We start from the raw sequence: 12,559 nt of genomic DNA, 5'->3' as shown, positions 1-12,559 counted from the left end.
ACTTCCTGCACACCTACAACCACCACCGCTGCCACACCGCACTCGGCGGCCACCCACCCATCACCCGCGTGAACAACCCTGCGGGTCAATACACCTAGCCGGCGACCTCCGACCGGTCCCCGCCCCACAGCGTGTGGAACGAACCGTCCCGGTCGGTGCGCCGGTACGTGTGCGCGCCGAAGTAGTCGCGCTGCCCCTGCGTCAGTGCCGCGGGCAGTCGCTCGGCGCGCAGGGCGTCGTAGTAGGCGAGGGCCGCCGCGAAGCCCGGCGTCGGCACACCCTGGCGGGTCGCCGCGATGATCACCTCACGCCAGTCGTCCTGCGCCGCGGCGATCTCCTGCGCGAACGTGTCGTCGGACAGCAGGCTCGGCAGATCGGCGCGGGCGTCGTACGCCGCGCGGATCCGGTCCAGGAACGCCGCGCGGATGATGCAGCCGCCGCGCCAGATCGCCGAGACCGCGCCCAGGTCGATGTCCCAGTCGTACTCAGCGCGTGCCGCGTCGATCTCGTGGAAGCCCTGCGTGTACGACACGATCTTCGACGCGTACAGCGCCTGCTCCACCCGGTCGGCGAACGCCCCCGCCTCCGCCTCGCTCAGCGGTGACGCCTTGGGCCCGGCCAGCCCGCGGGACGCGTCACGCAGCGCCGCGTGCCCGGAGAGGGAGCGGGCGAAGACCGCCTCCGCGATGCCGGACACCGGGACACCCAGGTCCAGCGCGATCTGCACGGTCCATCGTCCCGTGCCCTTCTGCTCCGCCTGGTCGACGACCACGTCCACGAACGGCTTGCCCGTCGCCGCGTCCACGTGCGACAGGACCTCGGCGGTGATCTCGATCAGGTAGGAGTCGAGACGGCCCTGGTTCCAGGTCCGGAAGATCTCCGCGATCTGCGCGGGCTCGTACCCGGCGACGTCGCGCAGCAGCTGGTACGCCTCGCCGATGAGCTGCATGTCGGCGTACTCGATGCCGTTGTGCACCATCTTCACGAAGTGCCCCGCACCGTCCGGGCCGACGTGTGTCACGCAGGGCGCGCCGTCCTTCGCCTTCGCGGAGATCTTCTCCAGCATCGGGCCCAGCGAGTCGTACGACTCCTTCGGGCCGCCCGGCATGATGCTCGGCCCGTGCAGCGCGCCCTCCTCGCCACCGGAGACGCCCATGCCGACGAAGTGGATGCCCTGCTCGCGCAGATCGCGCTCCCGGCGCCGGGTGTCGGCGAAGTGCGCGTTGCCACCGTCGATGATCATGTCGCCGGGCTCCAGGAGCGGCGCGAACTCCTGGATCACCGCGTCGGTCGGCTCACCGGCCTTCACCATGATGACCAGCCGCCGCGGGCGCTCCAGCGCCGCCACGAAGTCCTTGGCGGACTCGGCCGCGATGAACTCGCCCTCGCTCCCGAACTCCTCCACCAGCGCCCGCGTGCGCGCCGGCGTCCGGTTGTGGACCGCGACCGTGTAGCCGTTGCGGGCGAAGTTGCGGGCGAGATTGCGGCCCATGACCGCGAGACCCGTGACGCCGATCTGCGCCGAAGTGCTCATGCGTTGGCTCCTAGTGACCTCGATATATCAGCGGTGCCGGTCATGCCCGCCAGTATTGCCCCATCGTCCATCCTGACGTGCCGGTATCCCGACCGCATATCCGGGGTGGCGCGATGTCGCGCAGGCAGATACGCACGGAAGGCCCCGGCGCACTCAGCCGTCCCGGCGGCGTTCGGGCGCCGTTCGGATGCCGGGCAACGTGCGCCGGTTCCACGCCACTTGGACGGAACAAGCGGCTGAATTGCCGTCTTGTCATGGCCTGTTCGCAGCGCTTACTTTTGCCCCTCCTGACGCATGTCAAATGGGGGGCTCCGTCATGGCCGTACGCGGTCGGCACCGCCGGTACCAGCCGAACAGGATCAACCGCGCCTCGCTCACCGTCACCGCGGGCGGCGCCGGGATGGCGCTTCCCTTCATCGGCACCGGTACCGCGCAGGCGGCCGACGTGAGCACCTGGAACAAGGTCGCCGCGTGCGAGTCGACCAACCGCTGGGACGTCAACACCGGCAACGGCTACTACGGCGGGCTCCAGTTCGCCCAGTCGACGTGGGAGGCCTACGGCGGCCCGCGGTACGCGGCGCGCGCGGATCTGGCCACCAAGGACCAGCAGATAGCCGTGGCCGAGAAGGTCCTCGACGGCCAGGGACCCGGCGCCTGGCCGGTCTGCTCGGTGAAGGCCGGGCTGACCCGGGGCGGGGACACCCCCGGCATCCACCCGGCCGGCACCCGCGACACCGGCCGCAGGGGTCAGAAGACCTCCGTCCAGGACGTCCAGCCGCAGACCACGCCCCAGTCACGGGCGGGCACCGCCGAGATGTACACCGTGGTCCACGGCGACACGCTCTCCGGGATCGCCGAGTCGGAGAAGGTCCGGGGCGGTTGGCGGGGTCTGTACGCCGCGAACCGGAAGACCGTCGGCGCCGACCCCGACGTGATCCTGCCGGGCCAGCGGCTCGCGCTGCGCGGCAAGGCCGCCACGACGACGGACAGGCCGACGGCCACGCCCGAAGCCAAGCCCAAGCCCAAGCCCAAGCCCCGGGCGACCCCCGAGAAGCCCCCTTCCGGCCGGCAGGAACAGGCCACCACGAGCAGCCGCTCGCTGGTCGCCCCGGTGAGCGCGTCCACCGGCACGCCGTACCGCAAGGCCGGTGGCCTGTGGTCGAAGGGCTACCACACGGGCGTCGACTTCGCCGTGCCCACCGGTACCTCCGTGCAGGCCGTCGGCGCCGGGCGGGTGGTGAGCGCCGGGTGGGAGGGGTCCTTCGGCTACCAGGTGGTGATCCGGCACGCCGACGGACGCTACAGCCAGTACGCCCATCTCTCGGCGATCTCCGTGAAGGACGGGCAGGCGGTGGGCGCCGGTCAGCGCATCGGCCGCTCCGGGTCCACGGGCAACAGCACGGGCCCGCATCTGCACTTCGAGGTGCGGACGGGGCCCGGTTTCGGTTCCGACATCGACCCGGTGGCCTACCTCAGGGCCGGCGGCGTCAGGATTTGACGCGCATCCGGTGCCGGTCGACGACCGGCAGCATCGGGACGTAGGGGCCGCCATAGAAGGGTCCGTAGAGGTTCGGGGCTTCCTGGTGCTCGGGGAGCGGTTGCTCGGCGTCCTCGTACGGCCCCTGCGCGACCTGCGCCGGAATGAGGAGCTCCTCGATCCCGTCCGGTACGACGATGTCCTCGTGGTCCCTCGTGCCGACCTGCTCCGAAAGGCCGCCGAGCAGCTCCGCGGCGGGCACCGCCTCCAGGGCAGGAACGGCCAGGACCGGCTCGACCAGGGCCTCCTCGGTGTGCACCGCCGTGGGAAGCGCCACCTCCGCCTCGGTCTCCGTACGTGCGATCCGCTCCGTCGTCAGCAGGATCAGGCCGCCCGCCGCCACCACACCGCAGCCCAGGGCGAGCAGGGTGCCCGTGGTGCCGTACCTGAAGGTCTCGCCGAACATCGTGATGCCGACCGCGGCCGCCACCACCGGGTTCACGACCGTCAGCGTGGCCAGCGGCGCCGCGAGTCCCGCACCCCGGTAGGCCGCCTGGGACAGCAGCATGCCGGCCGTCGCGAAGACGCCTATCGTCGCCAGGGCGGGCACGTCGGCCATCGACACGCCGCCGTTCCAGTCCACCGCGACGACCTTCGTGAACACCGAGGACATGCCGAAGGCTATGCCGGACCCGGTCGCGAGCAGCGTGCTGCGCACCGCAGGATGACGGTGGGCCGCCCGGCCCGCGATCATCAGCGCCACGACGATGCCGCCGGTCACCAGGGCCACGCCCACCCGCTCGGCGGTGGCCAGCGACTGCGACTCCGAGGAGCCGACCAGGGACAGCAGCCCGGCGAGACCCACGGTCGCCATGATCGCGCCTCGCCAGGCCGTCGACCCGGCCCTGCGGCCCACGAACAGCGCCGCCATCGGCAGCGCGAACACGATCGTCAGGGCACCCAGCGGCTGCACCAGGCTCAGCGGACCGAAAGCCAGCGCCACCACGTGCAGCAGACCGCCGAGGCCGTTCAGCGCGACCGCCGCCCACCAGCCCGGCCGACGCATCGGCGCGAACTGCTGACCCGGGGAGGACACCGCGACACGCTCCTGTACGATCGCCCCGCCCGCGTACGCGACGGCGGAGACGAGCGACAGCAGCACGGACAACGCGAGGGCACTCATGAGCTGCTCCTCTGCGTGAGGCAGGGGTGGTGACCCCGGCGCGGCGAACGGTCGGCTCTCATAACCAACACGATGCCGCGAAAAGCTCTTCCCGTCGTCGTACCAGAGCACGCACTGTGTCGTACTGCCGATGGAGTATTCCGGCGCCGGTCTCATCCCCCAGGCGGGTGACCCCGGGGGGAGACCCCGAGGTGATGACCCCGACAGGCCTTGGTACTACTGCTCTTCGTGGAACTCGACCCCGACCTCGCCGTGCTCCGGCCGCTCGGCGGCTTCTTCGTACTACACACGACAGCGGGAGCATTTCGGCCACTGCCGACCCTGGCGGAGACCTACGGAGAACCCCCGTCGGACCCTCAGGGAGATCCTCTGGGCCTCCGCGTCCGGAAAGTCGCGAACGCCCTGCACGCCCCCGAGCCGCGGATCGCCGCCTCCATCGCCCAGCAGGGCCTCGCGGCGCGGCTGTGGTCGGTGGCGCTCGGCTGCGCCGCCCTGTACGGCCGCATCCCCGACCTCGATCCGCGTCTGCTGCACTGGGACCCCGAGGGCAGCGCCCCGGACGACCTGTGGCTCAGCGAGGTACACCCGCTGCCGACTGACGCGGCCGCCGCCCCGGCGACCGTGGCGGAGGCGGTCCTGCACGCCCACCTGGAACGCCTGAACGCAGCCCTGCACACCCGCTACCGCGTCGCCCCCGGCCTGCTGTGGGGCAACGCGGGCTCGGCGCTCGCGGGCGCGGCCCGGCAGCTGGACCAGTGGGCGCGCGCCCACAGCCGTACGGACGTCGCCGCCCGAGCCCGTGACCTGACCGGGGAACTCTTCGCCCACCCCCTGCTGGCCGACACCGGCAGCCGCACCGGGACCGCGTTCCGCCGCCGCAGCTGCTGCCTCTACTACCGCGTGCCGGGCGGGGGCGTGTGCGGTGACTGTTGTTTCCCGCGACCCCCGCGCTCTTCCCCACGCGCCACATCTGGGTGACCATGAAAGGGCAACCAGCCGCTGAGAACAGGGGGTTCCGGGTGCGTGTGGGACTGCTGACCCGGGAGTACCCGCCGGACGTGTACGGCGGCGCGGGTGTCCATGTCGAGTTCCTCGCCCGGGAGTTGAGGGACCTGGTCGACCTCGAGGTGCACTGCTGGGGCGAGGGCCGCGGGGTCGGCGTGCAGCGCCACCGCCCGTGGTCCGCGCTCGACACCGCCAACGACGCGCTGCGTACCTTCTCCGTGGACCTCGCCATGGCCGCAGGACTCGAAGGCCGCGAACTAGTCCACTCCCACACCTGGTACGCCAACCTCGCCGGCCACCTCGGCAAGCTCCAGTACGGCATCCCGCATGTGATGACCGCCCACTCGCTGGAGCCGCTGCGCCCGTGGAAGGCCGAGCAACTCGGCGGCGGATACGCCCTGTCCAGCTGGGCCGAGCGCACCGCGGTCGAGTCCGCCGACGCGGTCGTCGCCGTCTCCGGGGCCATGCGCGAGGACATCCTCAGCTGCTATCCGGCGCTCGACCCGGGCCGCGTCCACGTCGTCCACAACGGCATCGACACCACCCTCTACCGGCCCGACCACCGCACCGACGTCCTCGCCCGCTTCGGCCTCGACGCCGACCGCCCGTACGTCCTCTTCGTCGGCCGCATCACCCGCCAGAAGGGCGTTCCCCACCTGCTGCGCGCGGTACGGGACATCGACCCGGCCGCACAGGTCGTGCTGTGCGCCGGCGCCCCCGACACCCCCGAGATCGACCAGGAGTTCCGCGACCTCTACCAGGAGCTGAGCCGGGTCCGCGAGGGCGTCCACTGGATCCCGCAGATGCTGCCCCGCCCGGAGGTCATCCAACTCCTCACGCACGCCGCCGTGTTCGTCTGCCCCTCGGTGTACGAGCCGCTCGGCATCGTCAACCTGGAGGCGATGGCCTGCGGAACCCCCGTGGTGGCCTCGCGGGTCGGAGGCATCCCGGAGGTCGTCGACGACGGCAAGACCGGCCTGCTCGTCCCGCTGGACGACGACGCCGAGGTCTTCGAGGCCGGCCTCGCGCGAGCCCTGGACTCGGTCGTCGGCGACCCGGAGACGGCCCGCCGGATGGGGGAGGCCGGACGGGAGCGCGCGGTGGGGGAGTTCGGCTGGGACGCGGTGGCGAGGCGGACGGTCCGGCTCTACGAGGAGATCCTCAAACAGGCTTAGCGCGCGTTGCTCAGGGGCAGGCTGGCATCAACCACGGTGAGGGGAGCGGCCATGCGTCGTGGCGGACCTTCGGTGCTCGGAATCGTGCTGGCGGGCGGAGAAGGCAAACGCCTGATGCCCCTGACCGCGGACCGGGCGAAACCAGCGGTCACCTTCGGAGGAACGTATCGCCTGGTCGATTTCGTCCTCTCCAACCTCGTCAACGCCGACATCCTGCGCATCTGCGTCCTCACGCAGTACAAGTCGCACTCGCTGGACCGGCACATCACCACGACCTGGCGGATGTCCAGCCTGCTCGGCAACTACGTCACCCCGGTCCCGGCCCAGCAGCGCCTCGGCCCGCGCTGGTACCTGGGCAGCGCGGACGCGATTCTCCAGTCCCTGAACCTGGTCTACGACGAACGCCCCGAGTACGTCGCGGTGTTCGGCGCCGACCACGTGTACCGCATGGACCCGCGCCAGATGCTCGCCCAGCACATCGAGAGCGGCGCGGGCGTGACGGTGGCGGGCATCCGCGTGCCGCGGGGCGAGTCGTCGTCGTTCGGCGTGATCAGCCCCGGCTCGGACGGACTCACCGTGGAGCGCTTCCTGGAGAAGCCCGCCGACCCGCCCGGCCTCCCGGACGACCCGGAGACCGTCTTCGCCTCGATGGGCAACTACCTCTTCACCACCAAGACCCTCGTCGAGGCGCTCCAGCGGGACGCCGAGGACGAGAACTCCGTGCACGACATGGGCGGTTCGATCCTGCCCCAGCTCACCGCCCGGGGCGAGGCGCAGCTCTACGACTTCAGCGCCAACCACGTCCCCGGCGAGACCAACCGTGACCGGGGCTACTGGCGGGACGTCGGCACCCTGGACGCGTACTACGAGGCGCACATGGACCTGATCGCCGAGCGCCCCGCCTTCAACCTCTACAACCGCAGCTGGCCCATCTACACCCACTCGGGCCAGCTCTCCCCGGCCCGCTTCAACGCGGGCGGCATGGCCAGTGAGTCCATCATCAGCGCCGGGTGCCTCATACGCGGCCAGGTCACGCGGTCCGTGCTGTCGCCGGGCGTCGTGGTGGACCCGGGGGCGGTGGTGCAGGGGGCGGTGCTGCACGACAACGTGCGCATCGGGCGGGGCGCGGTCGTGCGGGGTGCCGTGCTGGACAAGAACCTCGAGGTGCCGCCGGGCGCGACGATCGGCGTCAACCCGGAGCGGGACGCGGAGCTGTACACCGTCTCCAAGGGCGGGGTGATCGCGCTGGGCAAGGGACAGCAGGTCCCGTAACCGCGCGAGGTGGGGGGCGGACACGCCGTCCTCCGGCATCCGGCAGACGGTGTGGAGGGACCCGGTCGCCCCGGATCACACGGACGGGCCGAGGCCGAGCGCCGAGGCCCATCGGCCGCGTCGCCGAACAGGCGAAGGCCTGGGACCCGACCCGGCTGGTCAACAACCCGTCGGGGCTGAACCTCGGGGCCGACGGAACGCCGGCGACCTGGTCGGTGCAGCAGTCGTACGTCGACGTGACGGTGCCGTGTACACCCGGATCACGGACGTCGAGGGTGAGCTGAACGGGCTTCCGACCTACGACCGCGCCGTGCTCAAACCGGACACGGAACGGGTCAGGCCCGCTCACGAAGGGCTCATCCATGACGCCTCCCGGGTGACACCGTCGGGATGCCCGGTGCCGCTACCCGTGCTGAAGTGACCTCATATGCACCATGAGTCCCGCCCCTTTCGTGAGGGGCGGGACTTAATCTGCCGTTAACTGAGCGTAGCTTGATCGTACTTGACTGTAATCGCCAGTGGGCGATTGACTGCTGGTCCACCCTTCGTCGACGCGAGGCAAGCCATTGACTTCCGACCTGCTCGCACCTCTCGACCTGGCGTTCTGGAACATCGAGTCCGCGGAACACCCCATGCACCTCGGCGCGCTGGGCGTCTTCGCGGCGCACTCGCCCACCGCCGGCGCCCACGCGGCCGACCTGCTCGCCGCCCGTGCCGCCGCCGTGCCGGGACTGCGGATGCGTATCCGGGACGCCTGGCAGCCGGTCGGCCTCCTCCAGCCGTTCTCGTTCGGCGGAGCCACCCGCGAGCCCGCACCGGACTTCGATCCGCTCGACCACGTCCGGCTGCACGCCCCGACCGCCGACTTCCAGGCGGTCGCGGGCCGGCTCATGGAGCGCCCGCTGGAGCGCGGCCGGCCGCCGTGGGAGGCGCATGTGCTGCCGGGAGAGGACGGCGTGTCCTTCGCCGTGCTGTTCAAGTTCCACCACGCCCTCGCCGACGGACTGCGGGCCCTGACCCTCGCCGCCGCTGTCCTGGACCCCATGGACATGCCCGCGCGCAAGCCCCGCCCCGAGGAGCCCCGCGGCCGTGGCCTTGCGGATGTGCGCAGGCTGCCGGGTCTGGTGCGCGGCGCCCTGTCGGACGTCGGCCGGGCCCTGGACATCGGCGCCTCCGTCGCCGTGTCGACCCTGGGCATGCGCTCGTCGTCCGCGCTGGTCGCCGAGCCGAGCGGAACCCGCCGTACCGCCGGGGTCGTCGTGGACATCGACGATGTGCACGTGGTCCGCAAGGCCGTCGGCGGCACCGTCAACGACGTCCTGATCGCCGTCGTCGCGGGCGCCCTGCGCCGCTGGCTCGACGAGCGCGGCGACGGCAGCGAGGGTGTCGCGCCCCGCGCCCTGATCCCCGTCTCCAAGCGTCGGCCCCGCACCGCGCACCCACAGGGCAACCGGCTCTCGGGTTACCTGATACGGCTTCCGGTCGACGACCCCGACCCACTGCGCCGCCTCGCCACGGTCCGCACCGCCATGGACCGCAACAAGGACGCCGGCCCCAACCGGGGTGCGGGCGCCGTCGCCCTGCTCGCCGACCACGTCCCGGCGCTCGGCCACCGCATCGGCGGACCGCTGGTCGGCCAGGCCGCCCGGCTCTGGTTCGACATCCTGGTGACCAGCGTGCCGCTGCCCGGCATCGCCCTGAAGCTCGGCGGCCACCAGGTCACCGAGGTCTTCCCGTTCGCCCCGCTCGCCCGCGGCCAGTCCCTGGCAATCGCGATCTCGACGTACCGAGGCCGCGTCCACTACGGGCTCGTCGCCGACGCCGAGGCCGTACCGGATCTCGACGTGCTGGCCAGGGCCGTCTCCGAGGAGGTGGAGTCGCTGATCGCCGCCTGTGCTCCCTGAGCCCCGGCTCCTGGGTTTCCTTCGCCGGATTTTGGAGGAGTGACCCGGCGCTCCGTACAATTCCCCGTTCGAAAGCGGGCGCGGTCGGAGCGCCGCTCGGGTGATCAGGGAAACGGCAGCGCGATGACGGTGACAGAGGAAGGCCCGGCGACCACGAACGAGGTCGTGCACGAGCCCGGTGACGACGTCGTGTACGGCCCCGGCATCGACCCGGAGCGGCTCGCCGTGTGCCTGAGCGTGCTGGACGAGCTCGACAGGCTGGAGGTCGACCACCCCGACGCGATCACCGTGCGCCGGGCCACCGCCGGGATCTACCGCACCGTCAAGCAGCGCCGCCGCCAGGAGCGCCGAGCCGCCAAGACCGCCCACGACAAGGCGGTCACGGAGGCCACGGCGACCGGCTCAGCGCAGCGCATCGACGACGAGACCGAGGGCATCCTGCCGTCGTCGGCCACCGAGGCCGGCAAGATCGCGGGGATACTCCAGCGCCCGCGCTCCTGCTACACCTGCAAGACCCGGTACGTGGAAGTCGACTACTTCTACCACCAGCTCTGTCCGGACTGCGCCGCCCTGAACCGGGCCAAGCGCGACGCCGGCGCCGACCTCAGCGGCAAGCGCGCCCTGCTCACCGGCGGCCGCGCCAAGATCGGCATGTACATCGCGCTCAGGCTGCTGCGCGACGGCGCACACACGACGATCACCACGCGCTTCCCGAAGGACGCCATCCGCCGCTTCAAGGCCATGGACGACTCCGGCGACTGGATGCACCGCCTGGAGGTCGTCGGCATCGACCTGCGCGACCCGGCCCAGGCCGTCGCCCTGGCCGACCAGGTCGCCGATGCCGGTCCCCTCGACATCCTCGTCAACAACGCCACGCAGACCGTACGCCGGCTGCCCTCCGCCTACGCCGCCCTGGTCGACGGCGAGAGCGCCCCGCTGCCCGCCGGCGAACTCCCCGCCCACCACGTCATCGGCGCCTTCAACTCCGGCGCGGTCGACGGCCTCGCCGCGCTTCCGCTGGGCACCAGTGGCCTCGACGCCCAGAAGGTCGCCGACCTCGCCCTGGTCGCGGGCAACGCCAGCGTCGCCCGGCACCTCGACGGCACCGCGATCGATGCGGGCGGGCTCGTGCCCGACGTCGTCGACAGCAACACCTGGGTGCAGACCATCGAGCAGATCTCCCCGGTGGAGCTCCTCGAGACCCAGCTGTGCAACTACACGGCGCCGTTCATCCTGATCAGCAAGCTGCGGCCGGCGATGGCCGACGCCGCGAAGAAGGCGGCGAGCGGGCGGGCCTACGTCGTGAACGTCTCCGCGATGGAGGGTGTCTTCGGGCGCGGCTACAAGGGTGCGGGGCATCCGAACACGAATGCCGCCAAGGCCGCGATGAACATGGTCACGCGGACCAGTGCGCAGGAGATGTTCCAGAGCGACGGCATCCTGATGACGTCCGTCGACACCGGCTGGATCACGGACGAGCGGCCTCACTTCGACAAGCTGCGGCTTGCGGAGGAGGGGTTCCATGCTCCGCTTGACCTGGTGGACGGGGCGGCTCGGGTGTACGACCCGATCGTGCGGGGTGAGGCGGGGGAGGACGTGTACGGGGTCTTTCTGAAGGATTACGCGCCCGGTAAGTGGTAGGCCGGGCTGGTACGGCGGCTGCGGGTGTGGTGTGGCTGGTCGCGCCCACGCGGCGGAGCCGCAAATCGACTCAGCCCCGCGCCCCTAGGTTGGCCGGTGGGCCCGTAGGCCTTCATGCACCGCGTATGCCTGGGAACCGAAGGCCGCTCGGACCCGTGTCCCGCCGTCCACCAGCAGGTCCGCTCCCGTCACCCATCGCGCCTCCTCCGACGCCAGCCACACCACGGCACGGGCGATGTCGTCCGGCTCGCCGAGCCGGCCCAGCGGTAGCCCTGCGGCCGCCTCCTCCTCGCGCGGTTCCCACACGAACCGTGCCATCTCCGTGCGGACCAGCCCGGGGGAGACGGAATTGACCCGCACCTTCGGGGCCAGTTCCCCCGCCAGCTGCTGGGTCAGGTGGAGGAGTGCCGCCTTGCTGGTGCCGTAGGCGCCGATGTGGGGGCCGACATGGGTGGCGCCCTCGGTGCAGATGTTGACCACCGCGCCGCCGTGATCGCGCATCCAGGCCCGCCAGGCGCACTGCACGAGTCGCAGCGGTGCCTCGACGTTCACGGTGAAGGACTCGCGCCACGACAGCGGGTCGACGTCCATGAGCGGGCCGTACGGCAGATTGGTCGCCGCGTTGTTCACGACCACGTCGATCCGGCCGAACTCGCGCAAGGTCAGGTCCACGACCGCCCGCAGGTGGTCCGGGTCGGCCACGCTGCCGACCGCACCCACACCGCCCAGCTCGGCGGCCGTCCGACGCACCTCGTCGGCGTCCCGCGCGGTCACGCACACGAGCGCACCGGCCTGCGCCAGTTGCTCGGCGACCGCTCGGCCGATGCCGCGCGTACCGCCCGTGACGACGGCGGCCCTGCCCCGGAGTCCGTACGACGACGTCATCGCCGTACCGTCTCATGACGGGCCGTCAGTCAACAGCCCCGAGACGCGAGTGCCGTTCCGCCACCAGCTCCAGGACCGTGCGCCAGTCCTCCAGGACCCCGGCGTCGAACCAGGTGGCCCGGCTCTCCTCGATCGCCATGCGCAGGCGCAGCCCGTCTTCGTCGGTGCCGGGGTCGTGGCGGCCCACGAGGCGGCGGACGCGTTCGCCGAGCAGCGGCCGTACGGCTTCGGCCGAACGCTCCCTACGGCGGATCTCGTCGCCGGGGCACAGCAACTGCCCGATGTCGTGGACCAGGCCCGCCACTTGGAGTTCCTTGTCGGCGGGGCGGCTGCGGCGCAGCAGCGCGGCGGTGCGCAGCGCGGGCTGGTGCGGGCAGGCGTACAGCAGATCCATCAGCTCTTCGACACTGCGCAGCTCCATGCGTCAGTCCTCCCGCCGGACAGCCGTTGCCGTCCGTCAGCAGATCATGGCCGCCTTGCGAT

General features: G+C 71.5%; 10 protein-coding genes and 1 pseudogene. 7 read left to right on the top strand and 4 right to left on the bottom strand.

Going from position 1 to position 12,559, the window contains the following annotated elements; translation table 11 throughout:
• Positions 1-94: 94 nt before the first annotated feature.
• Complete coding sequence (gene gndA, locus KUM44_RS38130; protein WP_217214344.1) at positions 95-1,534, bottom strand: NADP-dependent phosphogluconate dehydrogenase; 1,440 nt, start codon at positions 1,532-1,534, stop codon at positions 95-97.
• A 316-nt stretch (positions 1,535-1,850) separates the two neighbouring features.
• Here gndA and KUM44_RS38125 point away from each other — a divergent pair, with 316 nt between their 5' ends.
• Entirely contained in the window at positions 1,851-3,032 is a 1,182-nt protein-coding gene (locus KUM44_RS38125; RefSeq protein ID WP_217214357.1) for a transglycosylase family protein, read from the top strand.
• Here KUM44_RS38125 and KUM44_RS38120 read toward each other — a convergent pair.
• The gene (locus KUM44_RS38120) at positions 3,022-4,194 is read right to left on the bottom strand and encodes a DMT family transporter (RefSeq protein WP_217214343.1); all 1,173 of its coding nucleotides are present in this window, start codon (positions 4,192-4,194) and stop codon (positions 3,022-3,024) included. The two genes, KUM44_RS38125 and KUM44_RS38120, sit on opposite strands and share 11 nt — an antisense overlap.
• A gap of 228 nt (positions 4,195-4,422) precedes the next feature.
• Between KUM44_RS38120 and KUM44_RS38115 the strand changes: the two genes are divergently transcribed.
• The 6 genes and pseudogenes from KUM44_RS38115 (at position 4,423) to KUM44_RS38095 (ending at position 11,191) form a co-directional block, all read left to right on the top strand.
• Positions 4,423-5,172: a (2Fe-2S)-binding protein gene (locus tag KUM44_RS38115; RefSeq protein WP_308402818.1), complete on the top strand. Its 750-nt coding sequence runs from the start codon at positions 4,423-4,425 to the stop codon at positions 5,170-5,172.
• A 41-nt stretch (positions 5,173-5,213) separates the two neighbouring features.
• Entirely contained in the window at positions 5,214-6,374 is a 1,161-nt protein-coding gene (gene glgA, locus KUM44_RS38110; RefSeq protein WP_217214341.1) for a glycogen synthase, read from the top strand.
• A gap of 51 nt (positions 6,375-6,425) precedes the next feature.
• Positions 6,426-7,646 carry a glucose-1-phosphate adenylyltransferase gene (glgC, locus tag KUM44_RS38105; protein WP_217214340.1) on the top strand — a complete coding sequence of 407 codons (1,221 nt, stop codon included), beginning with the start codon at positions 6,426-6,428 and terminating at the stop codon, positions 7,644-7,646.
• A gap of 110 nt (positions 7,647-7,756) precedes the next feature.
• Positions 7,757-8,067: pseudogene (locus KUM44_RS46315) on the top strand (glycoside hydrolase family 2); the annotation flags it as partial.
• 145 nt (positions 8,068-8,212) lie between these two features.
• Positions 8,213-9,550 carry a wax ester/triacylglycerol synthase family O-acyltransferase gene (locus KUM44_RS38100; protein ID WP_217214339.1) on the top strand — a complete coding sequence of 446 codons (1,338 nt, stop codon included), beginning with the start codon at positions 8,213-8,215 and terminating at the stop codon, positions 9,548-9,550.
• A gap of 123 nt (positions 9,551-9,673) precedes the next feature.
• Entirely contained in the window at positions 9,674-11,191 is a 1,518-nt protein-coding gene (locus tag KUM44_RS38095) for an SDR family NAD(P)-dependent oxidoreductase (protein ID WP_217214338.1), read from the top strand.
• 84 nt (positions 11,192-11,275) lie between these two features.
• Here KUM44_RS38095 and KUM44_RS38090 read toward each other — a convergent pair whose 3' ends face one another.
• Together KUM44_RS38090 and KUM44_RS38085 are read right to left on the bottom strand one after the other, a co-directional pair.
• Positions 11,276-12,076 (bottom strand): SDR family oxidoreductase, encoded by an 801-nt coding sequence (locus KUM44_RS38090; RefSeq protein ID WP_217214337.1) that lies wholly within the window; start codon positions 12,074-12,076, stop codon positions 11,276-11,278.
• A 25-nt stretch (positions 12,077-12,101) separates the two neighbouring features.
• Entirely contained in the window at positions 12,102-12,497 is a 396-nt protein-coding gene (locus tag KUM44_RS38085) for a hypothetical protein (protein WP_217214336.1), read from the bottom strand.
• Between the last annotated feature and the right edge of the window lie 62 nt (positions 12,498-12,559).

Source organism: Streptomyces sp. AC550_RSS872, from assembly GCF_019049285.1.
GTDB lineage: Bacteria > Actinomycetota > Actinomycetes > Streptomycetales > Streptomycetaceae > Streptomyces.
Note: the sequence above shows the minus strand (reverse complement) of the source record. Positions and strands in the feature narration are given on the sequence as shown.

What these genes read in the sequence shown, in the direction of transcription:
- gndA (WP_217214344.1), bottom strand. Translation starts at nt 1,534, where the DNA reads ATGAGCACTTCGGCGCAGATCGGCGTCACGGGTCTCGCGGTCATGGGC.
- KUM44_RS38125 (WP_217214357.1), top strand. Translation starts at nt 1,851, where the DNA reads ATGGCCGTACGCGGTCGGCACCGCCGGTACCAGCCGAACAGGATCAAC.
- KUM44_RS38120 (WP_217214343.1), bottom strand. Translation starts at nt 4,194, where the DNA reads ATGAGTGCCCTCGCGTTGTCCGTGCTGCTGTCGCTCGTCTCCGCCGTC.
- glgC (WP_217214340.1), top strand. Translation starts at nt 6,426, where the DNA reads ATGCGTCGTGGCGGACCTTCGGTGCTCGGAATCGTGCTGGCGGGCGGA.
- KUM44_RS38095 (WP_217214338.1), top strand. Translation starts at nt 9,674, where the DNA reads ATGACGGTGACAGAGGAAGGCCCGGCGACCACGAACGAGGTCGTGCAC.
- KUM44_RS38090 (WP_217214337.1), bottom strand. Translation starts at nt 12,076, where the DNA reads ATGACGTCGTCGTACGGACTCCGGGGCAGGGCCGCCGTCGTCACGGGC.
- KUM44_RS38085 (WP_217214336.1), bottom strand. Translation starts at nt 12,497, where the DNA reads ATGGAGCTGCGCAGTGTCGAAGAGCTGATGGATCTGCTGTACGCCTGC.